At 43.4% G+C, this 16,882-nt stretch carries 12 protein-coding genes; 8 read left to right on the top strand and 4 right to left on the bottom strand.

The features are described from left to right. Position 1 precedes the first annotated feature (1 nt). Positions 2-721, bottom strand: coding sequence for a phosphate regulon transcriptional regulator PhoB (phoB, locus tag CRENPOLYSF2_RS05225; protein ID WP_087142892.1), 720 nt, complete (start codon positions 719-721; stop codon positions 2-4). Positions 722-1,361: 640 nt separating this feature from the next. Between phoB and mscL the strand changes: the two genes are divergently transcribed. Next, complete coding sequence (mscL, locus tag CRENPOLYSF2_RS05220; RefSeq protein WP_087142891.1) at positions 1,362-1,766, top strand: large-conductance mechanosensitive channel protein MscL; 405 nt, start codon at positions 1,362-1,364, stop codon at positions 1,764-1,766. Between the two features lie 58 nt (positions 1,767-1,824). Here mscL and clpB read toward each other — a convergent pair whose 3' ends face one another. Further along, positions 1,825-4,401: an ATP-dependent chaperone ClpB gene (gene clpB, locus CRENPOLYSF2_RS05215; protein WP_087142890.1), complete on the bottom strand. Its 2,577-nt coding sequence runs from the start codon at positions 4,399-4,401 to the stop codon at positions 1,825-1,827. Positions 4,402-4,583: 182 nt separating this feature from the next. On the opposite strand from clpB, the gene CRENPOLYSF2_RS05210 reads away from it, so the two are divergent. The 4 genes from CRENPOLYSF2_RS05210 (at position 4,584) to CRENPOLYSF2_RS05195 (ending at position 8,650) form a co-directional block, all read left to right on the top strand. Continuing rightward, the gene (locus CRENPOLYSF2_RS05210; protein ID WP_087142889.1) at positions 4,584-6,932 is read left to right on the top strand and encodes a pre-peptidase C-terminal domain-containing protein; all 2,349 of its coding nucleotides are present in this window, start codon (positions 4,584-4,586) and stop codon (positions 6,930-6,932) included. A 484-nt stretch (positions 6,933-7,416) separates the two neighbouring features. Then, positions 7,417-7,767: a hypothetical protein gene (locus CRENPOLYSF2_RS05205; protein WP_087142888.1), complete on the top strand. Its 351-nt coding sequence runs from the start codon at positions 7,417-7,419 to the stop codon at positions 7,765-7,767. Positions 7,768-7,916: 149 nt separating this feature from the next. After that, positions 7,917-8,402, top strand: coding sequence for a pantetheine-phosphate adenylyltransferase (gene coaD, locus CRENPOLYSF2_RS05200; RefSeq protein WP_087142887.1), 486 nt, complete (start codon positions 7,917-7,919; stop codon positions 8,400-8,402). A gap of 2 nt (positions 8,403-8,404) precedes the next feature. Continuing rightward, positions 8,405-8,650, top strand: a complete 246-nt coding sequence (locus CRENPOLYSF2_RS05195) for a YfhL family 4Fe-4S dicluster ferredoxin (RefSeq protein WP_087142886.1) — start codon at positions 8,405-8,407, stop codon at positions 8,648-8,650. 9 nt (positions 8,651-8,659) lie between these two features. Here CRENPOLYSF2_RS05195 and CRENPOLYSF2_RS05190 read toward each other — a convergent pair whose 3' ends face one another. Together CRENPOLYSF2_RS05190 and CRENPOLYSF2_RS05185 are read right to left on the bottom strand one after the other, a co-directional pair. Next, a complete protein-coding gene (locus tag CRENPOLYSF2_RS05190) occupies positions 8,660-9,433 on the bottom strand; it encodes a hydroxypyruvate isomerase family protein (RefSeq protein ID WP_087142885.1) in 774 nt (257 codons plus the stop codon). Next, positions 9,426-10,307 (bottom strand): NAD(P)-dependent oxidoreductase, encoded by an 882-nt coding sequence (locus CRENPOLYSF2_RS05185; RefSeq protein WP_087142884.1) that lies wholly within the window; start codon positions 10,305-10,307, stop codon positions 9,426-9,428. The genes CRENPOLYSF2_RS05190 and CRENPOLYSF2_RS05185 overlap by 8 nt, the downstream gene beginning before the upstream one ends. 1,289 nt (positions 10,308-11,596) lie before the next feature. Between CRENPOLYSF2_RS05185 and glmU the strand changes: the two genes are divergently transcribed. The 3 genes from glmU (at position 11,597) to CRENPOLYSF2_RS05170 (ending at position 16,780) form a co-directional block, all read left to right on the top strand. Continuing rightward, a complete protein-coding gene (gene glmU, locus CRENPOLYSF2_RS05180; RefSeq protein ID WP_087142883.1) occupies positions 11,597-12,967 on the top strand; it encodes a bifunctional UDP-N-acetylglucosamine diphosphorylase/glucosamine-1-phosphate N-acetyltransferase GlmU in 1,371 nt (456 codons plus the stop codon). Position 12,968: 1 nt separating this feature from the next. After that, positions 12,969-14,798, top strand: coding sequence for a glutamine--fructose-6-phosphate transaminase (isomerizing) (gene glmS / locus CRENPOLYSF2_RS05175; RefSeq protein ID WP_087142882.1), 1,830 nt, complete (start codon positions 12,969-12,971; stop codon positions 14,796-14,798). 317 nt (positions 14,799-15,115) lie between these two features. Continuing rightward, positions 15,116-16,780, top strand: a complete 1,665-nt coding sequence (locus CRENPOLYSF2_RS05170) for a N,N-dimethylformamidase beta subunit family domain-containing protein (protein WP_087142881.1) — start codon at positions 15,116-15,118, stop codon at positions 16,778-16,780. Positions 16,781-16,882 lie beyond the last annotated feature (102 nt).

Below are 16,882 nucleotides of genomic sequence, written 5' to 3'. Positions count from 1 at the left end.
TTTAATGTGTAGTGTTGGCCACAACAGTTGCATCAGTCAAAGAAAACTTATAACCAAAGCCGCGTACTGTTTGTAATAAATCGCCACGTCCGTATTCATCAAGAATTTTACGCAAGCGACGGATATGCACATCAATGGTACGCTCTTCTATAAACACACTACGCCCCCAGATTTGATCTAATAATTGACTACGACTAAACACTTTATCAGGATGACTAATAAAAAATTGTACCATGCGAAATTCAGTAGGGCTGATTTCAACCTGGCGTTGGTCAATACTAAAACGGTGTTGTCCTATGTCTAATTGCAAATCGCCTAGGGTTATTATATCAGTTGCCGATATTTTGCCCGCACGGCGTAATACTGCGCGAATACGAGCGATCAATTCTTTGGGCGAAAATGGTTTGGTCATGTAATCATCGGCTCCGACTTCCAAGCCTTTTATCTTATCTTCTTCTTCACCACGCGCTGTTAACAAAATAACCGGTATTTCTTGGTAGAGTGCATCTTTCTTTAAGCGCCGCACCCATTCAACACCACTGGTCACCGGCATCATCCAGTCCAATACTATGAGATCGGGCAGGGTTTTATACAGTGCATTTTGTGCCTCTGCTGCACTGTCAGCCGCTAGCACTGCAAAACCTGCTTGTTCCAACACCAATACCAACATTTGTCTAATGGCTTCTTCATCTTCAACCACAAGAATATTAAATTGCGACATCGGTTGCCCCTATAATTAAGCTTAAAAGTTTACATTTTAGCTATAGCAATATTTCCATTTGATGACAGCCAGTGCGCTTACTAAAAGCACCGTCTATCCACGTATAACCGATAATATTTTGTAATTTTTGTACACTTATCCAGTAATTTGCATTAATTAAATAATTTTTTTAAAAATTACTATACTTTATCTGTGTATATTTAAGCAAGTAAGCTTACGGGTAGTGTTATTGTCAGCTAAGAGGTGTCTTAAAAGCTGCCATTGTATAGTAATATCTACCGATAATGGATGGATTGCGTTCACGCTAAGTATTTATACTTATTGCGTAGGAAGCTTATTTATTCCACACTACAATAGAAAATTTCTGATAATAGCTCGCTTTGCCTAAGCTTGATAAAATACAGCCCGTAATGTACAGCGCTAGACAAGCCCCAGCAGTATTATGAGGTTTAGATGGCTGGCAGAAGCAAAAAGAACCAAAACTATCAAGCGTATAAAACGTGCTAAATGTGTACGAGATTTTTAACTCAGCTTAAAGTGTGCTATGTATTTTATTAACATTTGATTTTTAAAGCCCTTCTCTGGCATTAACTTTGGAGAAGTACCAAACTAGAAAAAATAATTTAAAAGGGGATTATTTATGAGTATGCTAAAAGAGTTTAAAGAATTTGCAATAAAAGGCAATGTAATTGACCTAGCCGTCGGTGTCATTGTTGGCGCTGCATTCGGTAAAATTGTTTCATCGTTTGTGGCCGATATTGTTATGCCGCCAATAGGCGTAATGGTGGGCGGTGTAGACTTTTCTAAGCTGGCGGTAACCTTAAAAGACAAGGTAGGCGATGTGCCTGCGGTCACTTTAAATTACGGTAATTTTTTGCAGGCCATGGTAGATTTCACTATTGTTGCGTTTGCCATCTTTATGGCTGTTAAGTTGATTAACAGCCTTAAAAAAGCCGAAGCGGCTGCACCAGAAGCAGCGCCCGTACCCACTAATGAAGAGATTTTACTAAGAGAAATCAGAGATTTGTTGAAGAACAAGAATTAAATATAAGTCGTCCTTTCAGGGTGTTAACACCCTGAAAGGACTGACTGTCATTACTAAATCATTTTTTGCTAAAGTGCAATGAATCGTTAAGCACATTCACCACTATCGTATCACCTGCGACAAACTCGCCTGCCAATATTGACTGTGCCAATGGATTTTCTAGCTGCTGCTGAATCGCACGCTTCATGGGTCTTGCGCCATAGACCGGATCAAAGCCCGCTTCGCCTAATATATCCAAGGCATTATCGTCAATCTCAAAGCCAATGTCACGATCCAGCAAACGCTTGCGCAAGAATTCAATTTGTATGCACGAAATAGCGCGTATTTGCTGCTGATCCAAGGGATGAAATACCACTGCTTCATCAATACGATTAATGAATTCCGGCCTGAACTGATGTCCCACAATCTCCATCACCGCTTCTTTCATCGCATGGTAATTGACTTCACCGGCCAACTCCTGAATCCGTGTCGAACCCAGGTTTGAAGTCATCACAATCACAGTATTTCTAAAGTCCACCGTTCTGCCTTGCCCGTCTGTTAAACGGCCATCGTCTAAAACCTGTAATAATACGTTGAATACATCGGGATGGGCTTTTTCAATTTCATCCAGCAAAATCACCGAATACGGTTTACGTCTGACCAATTCAGTGAGATACCCCCCTTCTTCATAGCCGACATACCCTGGCGGTGCGCCAATTAACCGTGCCACCGAATGCTTCTCCATAAACTCGGACATATCTATACGCACCATCGCATCCGGCGTGTCGAATAAGAATTCCGCCAAGGCCTTGCACAACTCGGTTTTACCCACGCCGGTAGGCCCTAAAAACAAAAACGAACCGTTCGGGCGATTAGGGTCAGAAAGACCGGCTCTGGAGCGGCGTATGGCATTACTGACCGCTTTCAAGGCTTCTTCCTGACCGATCACCCGTTTATTGAGTTGCTCTTCCATACGCAACAATTTGTCGCGCTCGCCTTCCATCATTTTGGACACCGGTATACCTGTCCATTTGGACACCACTTCGGCGATTTCATCCTCAGTGACTTTGTTACGTAACAAGGTCATTTTTTGGCCTTCTGAAGAAACGACTGTGTCTAACTGTTTTTCCAGAGCCGGAATAATGCCGTATTGCAACTCGGACATCTTGGCTAAATCATTGGTACGACTGGCAGCTTCCAGTTCGCCCCGGGCGTGTTCCAGCTTTTCTTTAATTGCCGCTGAACCTTGCAAAGACGCTTTCTCTGCTTTCCAGATTTCTTCCAAATCCGAATATTCTTTCTCTAATTCGCCAATATCTTGTTCCAAAATCCCCAAACGTTTTTTAGAAGCCGCATCGGCCTCTTTTTTCAAGGCGACCTGTTCAATTTTCAATTGAATCAAGCGTCGGTAAAGCTTGTCCATTTCTTCCGGCTTGGAATCCATTTCCATACGGATGCGACTGGCCGCTTCATCAATTAAATCAATAGCTTTATCAGGCAGTTGTCGGTCGCTAATATAGCGATACGACAAAGTAGCTGCCGCAACAATGGCTGGATCGGTAATATCCACACCGTGATGCACTTCGTATTTTTCTTTCAAACCGCGCAAAATGGCAATGGTATCTTCCACCGATGGCTGATCAACCATTACCTTTTGGAAACGCCGTTCCAAGGCCGCATCTTTTTCCACGTACTTGCGGTATTCATCCAGCGTAGTTGCACCTACGCAGTGCAATTCGCCCCGCGCCAATGCCGGTTTTAGCATATTACCGGCATCCATCGCGCCTTCAGCTTTACCCGCGCCAACCATGGTGTGCAGCTCATCAATAAATAAGATCACTTGACCTTCTTGCTTGGCCAAATCGTTCAATACCGCTTTCAATCGCTCTTCAAATTCACCCCGAAATTTAGCACCGGCAATCAACGCCGCCATATCCAGTGATAATACTTGCTTATGCTTCATGCTTTCTGGCACTTCGCCGTTCACAATGCGTTGTGCCAGCCCTTCGACAATCGCGGTTTTGCCCACGCCCGGCTCACCAATCAACACCGGATTATTTTTGGTTCGGCGTTGCAATACTTGTATGGTGCGACGTATTTCATCATCACGACCTATGACCGGATCAAGCTTGCCTTGTTCGGCACGTTCGGTCAGGTTAATGGTGTATTTTTTCAGTGCCTGACGCTGGTCTTCGGCATTGGCATCGCCTACTGCCTCACCGCCGCGCATGGCATCAATGGCTTTTTCGATGTCCTGTTTAGTCAGGCCAATTTTTTTGAACAGGTCTTGCAGAAAGCCTTTCTCTTCAAAGATGGCCAATAAAAACAGTTCGCTGGAAATAAACGCATCGTTACGTTTTTGCGCCAACTTGTCGGTCATATTTAATAAGCGCGACAATTCGTTGGAGATTTGCACGTTGCCACCGGAGCCACTTACGGTAGCAATGCGGGCGATTTCCTTGGTCAATTCAGCCCGCAAAATTTGTACATTACCGCCTAATTGCGCTAATAAGGGTTTGATGCTGCCGCCTTCTTGATCCAATAAAGCAATCAATAAATGCACCGGTTCAATAAATTGATGGTCTTTGCCCAATGCCAAGCTTTGGGCATCGCTCAGCGCAGTTTGAAATTTGTGGGTTAATTTGTCCATACGCATGGTGTGGCCTCAAAGTTATGTTTAATTAACTGTGAAATGGGGTGCGATTAGCTGTTTTTCAAGCAGGCGCTACAGCAACAATCCTGAACAGAAGAATTTCATTTTTGTGAATCGCGTCACAAACCTAATTTAACGACTGATGTATGCTTATTTTCACCATTTTATAATCACTAAGGTCAGCCATGAAAGCACATCGACTATCCACATTTTTGGCAATCGCCATTGCCAGTACACCTACTGTCACTTTATCAGCGGTCAAGCACGTAACAAAACATTTTGGGAAGAATACCCCCTTTCAAATTACCGATCTTCCTGAGGGCTCAGTTAAAGCCAAGCTCAATGCATTAGCGGCAACAAAACAAAAAAATGCTTTAGCGTGGCTACACAAAATCAATTTTACCGATGATGATTTAACCTACATAAAAATCGATGATGAAGGTGGGGTTTTATATGCTGATACTTTTTTACCAGCACCTTTAGCAACCGCACCACAACAAGCTATGGCATTCAGTACAACTGACACGTTTACCTTACACAGCAAACCCGGCGCAACAAAAATAATTTATCTTGATTTTGACGGTCATGTGATTACCGGAACAGCATGGAACTCAACCGTTAGCAGTTATAATGCCAAAGCCTTTGATACCGACGGCAATCTCACTGCTTTTAGTGCCACAGAATTAGGTCAAATTGCAGAAGTTTGGCATCGTATTGCCGAAGATTATGCACCGTTTAATGTCGACGTAACCACAGAATTACCGGCTGCTTTCGGCCCCACAGTAGGTCGTATTCTCATTACGAGTAATGTCGATGCCAATAACGTTCAGATGCCAGCTTTCGGCTCGGGTGGGGTGGCTTACGTGGGGGTGTGGGGGGCTAGCAACTACAGCTATTATTCACCCGCACTGGTGTATTACAACGCATTAGGTGGCGGCTTTGCACCGTATGTTGCTGAAGCGGCTTCACACGAGATGGGACACAATCTGGGGTTGTCACATGACGGCTTCAATGATGGCACAACGTCGCTAGGCTATTATGCGGGCAACGGTACCGGCTTTGTATCTTGGGCACCTATCATGGGTGTTGGTTATTACAATAATGTTACGCAGTGGAGTAAAGGCGAATACGCTTTTGCTACTCAAACTCAAGATGACATCGGCATTATTACGAGCAATTTAACTGCGCGAGCTGATGATCATAGCAATACACAATTAAATGCTACGCCTTTATTACTTTCTACAACAGGGCAAATTAGCGCAACCAATCCCGAAACTGATCCACACAATACCAGCCCCAGTAACAAGGGTATTATTGAAAGTCGTACCGATGTTGATTACTTTAGCTTTAATGCCGGTGTAGGCGCGTTACAAATTAGCATTAGCCCTGCCTGGGCAGCCTTTCAAAGAGCTGATAAAAAAGGCGCTAATTTAGATATACAAGCCACACTATACGACCAGGCAGGCACACAAATAGCGCAGATTGATCCGCTTGATGATACCAATGCGGTCATTTCTGCAACCATTGTCAGCGATGGCCAATATTACCTGGCTGTTAGCGGCGTGAGTAATAACATTACACCTTACTCAGATTACGGCAGTTTAGGAAAATATTTTATTAGTGGTTCGGTAACGCCATCGAATATAGCACCTGATACAACAGCCCCCACGCCTAACCCTATGGCTTGGGATGTGTTACCGAATGCAGGAGCCAGCACTAACAGCATCAGCATGACAGCAACGCCTGCTACGGATGAGGGCGGTGGTGGTGTTCAATATCTGTTTGCTTGTGTTTCAGGTAGCCAAGGCTGTGTTAATAGCAATTGGCAAACCTCTAATCAATACACAGCACCCGGATTGGCTGCTAATACTACCTATAACTATCAAGTTAAAGCCAAAGATGCCAGCGGTAACGAAACTGGCTATTCGATCACAGCGGCGGCCACCACAGCAGCCGTGCCCGCCGATACTACAGCACCAACACCAAGCCCAATGACCTGGGCTACTAAACCAACAGCGGCCAGCAGCTCTAGTATTAGTATGAAAGCCACAGTAGCAACCGATAACTCTGGTACAGCGGTGCAATATATGTTTGTTTGTACAACTGGTGGTACAGGCTGTGTTAACAGTAGCTGGCAAGCATCTAACTTATATACCGCTTCTGGTTTGGCGGTGGCAACCGCGTATACTTTCCAGGTTAAAGCCCGCGATATTTCTGGAAATGAAACCGCACTATCAGCCAGTGCTTCTGCCACCACCAAAAATGCCATTCCGCTCACACCTACTAATTTGTCTGGTGTTCGTAAAACCACAACCTCTACGGCATTAACCTGGGGTAAAGTCAGTAATGCCAGTAGTTATGAAGTTTGGCGTTGTACAGTAGTCGGCACAACCTGCAATTACGGCACTAAACGTTATGCATCTGTAACAACAAATGCGTATTCCGGAACTGCTCCAACGGGTGTGGTGCGTTACAAAGTTAAAGCTGCTAATTCTTTAGGCAAGTCTGGCTACAGTAATGAAATTAACTTGTAAAAATTTTTAAAATACAGTTTTTGGCTTGTTAAGTTGTGTGATTTTCCACATGGCGCAACACTAAATCCCGTGATAATTACCTGGTACTCAGTCAATCTTGATCGGTCGAATATATTTTTGATTAGCGTGAAACCTGCGAGGTTTTAAAAACTTCGCAGGTTTTTGCAGCACACAAGTAGCTCATGTTTAAATCAATACTTATTCCAGCGTTTTCACAGTTCAATAATTACAGCGTAACCGTTCGCACTGAGCTTGTCGAAGTGTGTCGTTCATGCTTCGACAAGCTCAGCACGAACGGTGGCTGTAACTGTCCTAAGTTGAAAACGCTGTAATTGCACGGTCAGTTCAGAAAAATACATTTCTCTAATTTGTGAAATATATCACAGACTGCAAATAACAACTGCTTTAGGATACAACGTGGCTTTTAAAATACGCGATCCGTAAGATCACGCTTTTTGTTCACCGCTGAATAAGGTTAACTATCATGGAAAATATAAGCAATTTTCAATCAATCACCCAAAATTTTGACTCCAATGATACGCTGGACACCCGGCTGGGTATAGAAGGCTATTATGCAAATACACAAATATCCCGCTACCTGAAACAAGCGGAAGAAGATGATTATTTAACGCTGGTGGGGCTTCATCAGCTTGCTAAATCAATTGGTGTTATCAATTCAGAAAAAATTACCCATAAAGTCGAACTGATTAGAAATATTCAAAAAGCTATAAATTGTCAACCTTGTTTTCGTTCTGAGATACGTAATATTTGTTACGATAATGACTGCAATTGGCAAAAAGAATGCAAAAAAATGATTGCAGAGTGGTATCGTTAAACGCCAACAATTACCGATAAAATCAGTATGCAATAATATGCTGATTTTATGTAATAGTGTCAGTTGTGTCATGCTTTTAAAGCCAAGGTCTTCTGGTTGTGCGTTACAATAGCGCATGTCTGACAAAACTTTAAAAATCTGGCGATTGTATGCACATTACTGCTTTGTATCCTGGTACTTTTGACCCGATCACCAATGGTCATTTGGATTTGATTATTAGAGCATCTAAGCTTTATTCGCGAGTCATTGTCGCCATTGCTGCCAATGTCGGTAAAAATCCGTTATTTTCTCTGGCTGAAAGGGTTACGTTAGTAAAAGCCGTCACAAAAAGTTATGCCCATGTTGAGGTGATTGGCTTTGAAGGTCTGTTAGCCGAGTGCGCAAAACAACAACAGGCGCGGGTTATTCTACGCGGCTTACGTACGGTTGCAGATTTTGAATATGAAAGCCAGATGGCAAACTTAAACCGGCATTTAGCAGCAGATTTGGAAACCGTATTTTTAATGCCAACTGAACAGCATACTTTTATTTCTTCCAGCATGATCCGCGAGATTGCGTGTTATCGGGGCAATGTTTCGCACTTTGTGCCGGAGATTGTACAACAGCAACTGCATGCAAAATTTAATCAGGAGTAAGCATGTCTCTTATTATTTATGACGAATGTATTAATTGTGATGTGTGCGAACCAGAATGCCCTAATGGGGCGATTTCGCAAGGTGAAGACATTTATGTCATTAATCCGGCTTTATGCACTGAATGCGTGGGGCATTATGATTTACCACAGTGTGTTGAGGTGTGCCCGGTAGATTGTATTACCAAAGATCCGCAGCATGTGGAAGATCAAGCCAGTTTGTATCAAAAATATGTGCAATTGACACAGTAATTATTTAGCCTACAGGTGTGTAAGCCAGTGTAAACTCTTTGCTGTAGTACCCACAGGATTATATTCTGCACCGACCCAGCCCTTGTAAGTAGAGGTGCTGATCGTTGTAAAAACACCCTCAAAATTAATATTACCCGTCCCTGGTTGGCCTCGACCAGGGCAATCAGCAAACTGAATATGGCCAATTTTATCCGCGTAAGCGCTGATAAATCGGTTCACGTCTTCACCCATTTTGTGCAGATGGTAAATATCGTATTGCATGAGTAGCGTGGGTTGTTTGAGTGCATTGAGTATACTGAGCATATGCTCACCATTAGAAATAATAAACCCTGGCATATCAATCGTGTTGATGGCTTCGAATACCGTTTGAATACCCAGTACTGTAAAGGCTTGCGTGGCAAATAGCAGATTGTCTTTAAATGTATCTACATAAGTTAGATAATGAGCCGGTTCTGAACAACGCCCCGGCAGAACATTAATTGCTGTGGGCTTTAAAATATCAGCGTAATGGCTGGCAATATCTACCGCGCGTTGAAATTGTTGGCGTTTTCCAGGTACACATGCCAAGCCTTCGCCGCCTTGCAATAAGTCATCGGCATCGACATTAAATAATACCAGTTGTAAATCATTGTCTTCCATGACATCTCGTAATAAATTAGCGTTGATACAGTAAGGAAATTGAATTTCTACCGCTGTAAATCCGTATTGTTTAGCCAGTTTAAAGCGCTCGATTAATGGCACTTCTGTAAACAATAAGCTGAGATTGGCGCTAAATTTAAGCATCTGGACGGTTGTATAAATTAATCAGCGTGGCAGGGTCTTGTTCTAAATAACCATTTAAGCCATGCAGTTGCAGTAATTGCGCGGCTAAACCAGACATAGGAATACTATTGCCATGTTGTTTGGCAATATCAACCGCCATGTTTAAATCTTTGAGCAGGGTTTTAACGCGCCATTTAATGGGTTCAAAGGTGGCGGTTGCCATTTCAGAGCCAGTTATCTGTAATGGTTTAGAGTCTGCAAAGCCGCCAGCCAGTGCTTGAGGAATTTTTTCGGCATCAACACCGGCTTGTTGTGCCAAGGCCATCATCTCAGCAAGCACTAATACGTTGCAGCTGACGATCATTTGATTGCAGATTTTAGTCATTTGGCCACTACCAACTGAACCCATATGGGTTAATTGCTGATACAACGGTGCAAGTACGACACGGGCAACAGCAATGTGCTGTTCACTTCCGCCCGCCATGATGGCAAGACTACCTTGCTCGGCACCTTTTACACCACCAGACACTGGCGCATCTACCCAGCCCATGCCACAATGCGCGTATAATTGCTCGGCTAAGTGTCTAGTGGTTGTGGGATGGATGCTGGATAAATCTATGACTAATTTGTCTTGGTTGCCCTGTACCAATAAAGCTGAATTGACAACGCTTTCGACAGCCGCTGTGTCGGCTAAACACAGCAGTATCACATCTGACGCTTTAATCAATTCGCTGAGCGTGTTGTAGATACAAGCCCCCGATTCAGCAACAAGCGTTAGTTTTTCAGGGCTGCGATTCCAGACATTGACATGGAAACCGGTGGCCAATAAGCGCAGCACCATAGGTTGACCCATTAAGCCAATGCCAATAAAGCCGAGTGTGGGAGAGGTATACATGCAAGGTCTCACGGGGTTTGAAAATACTCATTATAATCGCGTACAGGGTAGCCATCCTTTATTGTTTTTCTAAAAATATAGGCAGTTTATCCAAATGAGCGAAGAATCTTGCTGCTTTAGGGCGGGGATAAAAGTGACCGGCACGGCAAGAGACTGAACCCTTAAAAGGGTTCAGTCTCTTGTTTAGTGCGGCTATATTCGCTACAATCAAGACTGCTACCAGAGGATGCTTAGGCTCGCCTTGTGACAGCAATCATGAAATCAACCGTTGGGCTGACGGGGCTAGTCTGTGAAGTGAGCGGTGCAACAATGTTGTTAGTAGCGGGTAATAGCGCTGTTCGCCTGCTCCTTAGGAACGTGCATGAAATAACTTGAACAACTTAAACGCTACCACCGTTCGTGCTGAGCCTGTCGAAGCATGAACTTGCTTAAGTTATTTCGTGCGCGTTCCTTAGCAATAAGGAATCCCCTTGCTTTGGCTAGGTGAGGGGGTCAATTGTATCTGCTTTAAAATGTAGAATGGGTAACGCTTTTCTCAACCCAACTGACCCACTCGTTGAATATGCTGAATTGTCAAACAGCAGGTAGTCTAGTCGTTAGCCAATGTAGTTTTGTTGGATGTTGCAAAGAGTTTGTAGGGTGGTTTTGCGCCAGCAAACCGCCAAGCAACGCTCAATGCCAATGTCCAGTAGACGTATTGTGGCGGATTGCCTAGCGGCGAATGCACCCTACAGTTTGTTCTGTCGTATGTTGCAAAGACTTGTGGGGTTTTTAAAACCTCGTATATCTCACGCTGGCCAAAAACATACCCGACATACAGCGTTTTCAACTTAGGACAGTTACAGCCACCGTTCGTGCTGAGCTTGTCGAAGCATGAACGGCACACTTCGACAAGCTCAGTGCGAACGGTTACGCTGTAACTATTGAACTGTGAAAACGCTGTATCAAAATTGACTGAGTACTAGCCTACTTAAACATTATTATTTTTGTCCCGCTTTAAGTGGATCGCCACTGTCGAGTTTTAGAAAATTATCCGTTCGCCCTAGCTTGTCGAAAGGTGAGTAGTTAAGCCGATCAAGGTTCGATAGGTTTGTCACAAATAGCTTTTTGTAATATTGTTTTGGCTTAAGCGGGTTGCTGAATCAACTGTCATATTATCATGGCAAAAGTATCTATCTTCATGTAATTCATATCAATTATTTATCCACTATAATTCATTTACCTTTAAACATTTCTATCCTTCCAAACCCATCAAATATGAACAAACCACCACTGTCTAAGGAATTATTATGACAATCACCACCGTTATACTGGCCGCAGGCAAAGGCACTCGGATGCGCTCTGAACTGCCCAAAGTCCTACACAAAATTGCTAACAAAGCCTTGCTTGAACATGTTTACGACATGAGCCGCCAACTCGATGACAATCGTATCAAAGTGGTTTATGGCCACGGCGGCGAGCTGGTTAAGGATAGCCTAAGCTATTTTGAGGCAAACTGGATTGAGCAAAAGCAGCAACTGGGTACTGGTCATGCTGTGCAGCAAGTCAGCGATCAAATTGCCGATGGCGATACTGTGCTGATTCTCTACGGTGATGTGCCGTTACTGAAGCTGTCTACCGTTAAGGAACTGCTAGCCAACGTCAGCGACAACACCTTAGCTTTGTTGACAGTTAATCTGCAAAATCCCACCGGTTATGGCCGCATTATCAGAAACACTGATGGGTTGGTTGTTAAAATTGTTGAAGAAAAAGATGCTTTGCCACATGAAAAATGGGTGACAGAAGGCAATACCGGTATTTTGGCACTCAAAGGCGATAAATTAAAACATTGGCTAACGCGCTTAGGAAACAGCAATGCTCAGGGCGAATATTATTTAACCGATGTCATTGAGATGGCAGTGGCTGATGGCGTTACTGTTGTTACCAGCCAGGCGGCAACCGAAGCCGAGGTGTTAGGAGTTAATAACCGCATGCAGCTGAGCTATCTTGAGCGCATTTATCAAACTGAACAAGCTAATAAGCTAATGGAGCAAGGTGTCACCTTGGCAGACCCTGCACGCTTTGATTTGCGTGGCACGATTGATAACTTGGGGCAAGATATTGAAATTGATGTTAACGTCATTATCGAGGGTAAAAACAGTATCGGTAGCAACGTTAAAATCGGGGCCAATACCCAGATTAAAAATATGATTATTGAAGATGGCGTAGAAATCTTGGCCAATTGCGTGCTAGAAAACTCTACCATTGGACGCGGCAGTCGCATTGGACCGTTTGCACGATTACGCCCAGACGCGGTCTTGGCCGAAAACGTCCATATCGGTAATTTTGTTGAAATTAAAAAATCAACCGTCGCTAAAGGCAGCAAAATTAATCATTTAAGTTATATTGGTGATACTAGCGTGGGCAGTGGCGTTAATATTGGCGCGGGCACGATTACCTGTAACTATGACGGGGTGAATAAATTTAGAACGGTTATCGAAGATGGCGCGTTTATCGGTTCGGACACGCAATTAATTGCACCGGTTACCATTGGTAAAAATGCAGTGATTGGTGCAGGCTCGACCATCACTAAAGACAGCCCTGAAAATCAACTGACATTAAGTCGTACTAAACAAATAACAATAACGGGATGGCAACGCCCCGTTAAAAAGGAGAATTAATATGTGTGGAATTGTCGGTGGAGTAGCGCAGCGTAATGTCGTACCTATTTTAATAGAAGGCTTGAAGCGCCTGGAATACCGTGGCTATGATTCGGCGGGCTTGGCAGTTATTAATAACGGCGATATTTTCCGTAAGCGTGAATTGGGCAAGGTAAAAGGTCTGGAATTATTGGTCAAGGCCGATCCTGTACCTGGTTTTGTTGGCATTGCTCACACCCGCTGGGCAACGCATGGCAAACCCAGTGTGGCTAACGCGCATCCGCACGTATCACGCGATACCATTGCGGTGGTACATAACGGTATCATCGAAAACCATGAGCAATTACGTGCTACGCAAAAACAGGATGGCTACGAGTTTACCTCAGAAACCGATACCGAAGTGGTGGTGCATCAAATTCATCAGGCATTGGAAACTGCCGATAATTTATTGGCTGCGGTGAAAGCTACCATTAAAAAACTAGAAGGTGCTTATGCGTTGGGCGTGATGGGTACGCAAGAACCCGATACTTTGATTGCATGCAGAAAAGGCAGTCCTTTAGTAATCGGTGTCGGTTTTGGTGAATACTTTATTGCCTCTGATGTTGCCGCGTTGTTGCCAGTTACCCGGCGTTTTATTTTTTTGGAAGATGGCGATATTGCCGCCATTACCATTGATAGCCTGGTGATTTACGATAAAGATGACAAGATTGTCACTCGGTCTATTAAAGAAAGTCAGCTGACATCTGATTCAGCCGATAAAGGCGAATACCGCCATTACATGCTGAAAGAAATTTACGAGCAGCCATTTGCGGTAGCGCAAGCATTGGAAGGCCGTTTTATTAATGGTCGCTTGCTGGAAAATGCCTTTGGCCATAACGCCGCTGAGGTGTTTGATAAGATCAAGTCGATACAAATTTTGGCTTGTGGTACCAGTTATCATTCTGGCCTAGTAGCAAAATACTGGTTTGAAGATTTGGCGCGTGTGCCGTGTCATATTGAAGTGGCCAGTGAGTTTCGCTACCGTAACCCAGTGCTAGCGCCTGATACGTTAATCGTTACTATCTCGCAATCCGGTGAAACTGCTGATACCTTGGCGGCGTTACAAGAAGCCAAGAAAATGGGTGCTAAATATTCGTTAGCGATTTGTAACGTGCCTGAAAGCTCGTTGGTGCGCGAATCCGATTTGGTATTAATGACCCGTGCTGGGCCTGAAATTGGTGTGGCATCAACAAAAGCGTTTACTACCCAGTTAGTTACGCTAATGTTATTGGTGATTGCCGTCGGTAGACGGTTTGCCTTGAGTGAAAAATTAGAGCAGAAGATCACTTCTGAATTATTTGGCTTACCTGGAAAGATTGAAAAAGTATTGGCGCTGGACAGTGAAATTGAAGTGCTATCTAAACAGTTTGCTGAAAAAGAACATGCGTTATTTTTGGGCAGAGGCACGCATTATCCAATAGCGATGGAAGGGGCGCTGAAGCTTAAGGAGATTTCTTACATCCATGCAGAAGCGTATCCTGCGGGCGAATTAAAACACGGGCCGTTGGCGTTGATTGATGCGGATATGCCGGTGATTACGGTTGCGCCTAATAACAGTTTGCTGGAGAAATTAAAATCCAATATGCAGGAAGTCAGCGCCAGGGGCGGGCAGTTGATTGTATTTATGGATGAGACCTTGCATGCGGTGAGCGATAGCAATGTGCAAATTGTAAAAGTACCGCAAGTGGAAAATGAGATTTCACCAATTGTCTATACCATCCCGTTGCAACTATTGTCTTATTACGTTGCGGTTATTAGAGGCACCGATGTCGATCAGCCTAGGAATTTGGCTAAATCGGTGACTGTCGAATAATTTAAAAATAATCAGAAAACACGGCATTACTTTAAGTAATGCCGTGTTTTATCAATTTTAGTAAATAATCATCGACAAATAGCTGATAAAACAGTGTCAGGCTATTGATTTTTCGTTTAAAAAATATAGCAGATTTAATGAGTGCGTGAATAATCTGAGTCGTACCTAGTATTTCCCCATATCCCATCTAAAATAAATTACTCAGCACTTGCGCGGTTAATATAGATTAGACGATAGGGAGAGGTAGTTGAATACAGCCTGTTCAAAAGAATATTAACTGGTGCTTCTAAAAAACTAGCAGCCAGGAAAACATTCTAATGATTAAATTAATAACTTTGTGTCGACTCTTACGCTATAAAAATTTTTCGACCACCTTCTCCCATCAACCCCGTGCGCTTACGACTAAAAGCCTTGTTTATGTGTTTTTTTTTAGCGTATCCGGTTTTAGTATTGCAGCGACAACTCCCAATTTAATCAAGATTGAAAATGCCCTGCCAGGTAATCCTGCGTGGCATAATTTTTATGTGCTGGGTAGTCAGGCAACGGATAATATGCACAATTTGGAGGGCTACGCAAACAAGGACTCTGTTAACATTGGTCAAGCCATTAAATTTTATGTTAACGCTAATCCTAAAACTGACCCGACTTACAGCATAACGGTGTATCGTTTAGGGTGGTATCAAGGTTCCGGTGCTAGGCAGATTGTAGCGCCGGTATTGCAAACCAGTATAAAGCAAATTATACCTAAGCCTTATGCTAATGGTATGGTACAAGCCAATTGGATCAAACCTTATACTCTCAATATACCTAAAACCTGGGTCAGTGGTATTTATGTTGCCACTCTCATTGGTAGTTGGACAAACAAAGGCCAATACATCCCTTTTGTGGTACGAGATGTTCAGCGTAAATCAGATTATTTATTCCAAACCAGCACAACAACGTGGCAAGCTTATAACGCATGGGGGGGTAAATCGCTTTATGGCTACAATTCCACTGAAAGAGTGGCGGCGCGTAAAGTATCTTTTAATCGACCGTATGATGTGGATGGTGGCTTAGCGGCATTACGTACGTGGGATATCAATATGTTGTATTTTCTGGAGCGCGAAGGTTACGATGTTACCTATCAAAGTGATCTAGACACACATACGGGTAATGGAGGTGTTTTCAATCACAAAGCTTTATTGTCAGTTGGTCATGATGAGTATTGGACTAAAGCCATGCGTGATAATTTCGAAAATGCACAAAAACACGGTATTGGTCTTGGTTTTTTTGGTGCTAACCAAGCGTATTGGCAAATTAGAATGGAAAATGCTATTGCACCACAGGCAACCGAACAAAACCGTACTATTGTTGCCTACAAAGGTTTTTCTGAGACTGAAGATCCTTTGGCAATTGATGCCAACCCCAAAAATAATCACTTAGTTACTGCGCAATGGAGAGATTCAAGGTTCGCTAATCGCCCTGAAAATGCCTTAATTGGGGTTATGTATGCTTTTGGCCCCAAGGATAAAGGCGATCTTAATGGTGATATTATCGCGTCAAAAAATGATCCTTTGCAAAATAAAACCGCGTCACACTGGGCTTATACTAATACTGACATAACGATAGGCGCTACGATAGGCAATTTTAAAGGCTTTTTGGGGTACGAGGCGGACAGAGTATTCGATAATGGCTATACTCCAGCAGGTTTAAGTATCATTGCCTCATCGCCGGTGTCGCAGGATTTCGTTGACCAAGACAGTCCATTATCTAAACATTACGATCCTAAAAATCCCAAAGCACATGCGACTATTTATAGTAAGCCATGCTCAGTGTTGCCTTGCAAAAATGCGCTTTCAACGGTATTTGCGGCCGGTAGTCTACAGTGGGTTTGGGGATTAGATACCGGCTTTAAATATCCAAAACTTATTGAAAATCATTATATTAAGCAAGTTACACGCAACGTGCTTGCCAAAATGATCAGTGCGCCATTGCCTTATTAATGGGACGTACAGCGTTTTCAACTTAGGACAGTTACAGCCCCGTTCGTGCTGAGCTTGTCGAAGCATGAACGGCACACTTCGACAAGCTCAGTGCGAACGGTT

Origin of the sequence: Crenothrix polyspora, assembly GCF_900163755.1 — a bacterium.
GTDB lineage: Bacteria > Pseudomonadota > Gammaproteobacteria > Methylococcales > Methylomonadaceae > Crenothrix > Crenothrix polyspora.
The sequence above is the reverse complement of the archived record's forward strand: the minus strand, read 5'-3'. Positions and strand labels throughout refer to the sequence as shown.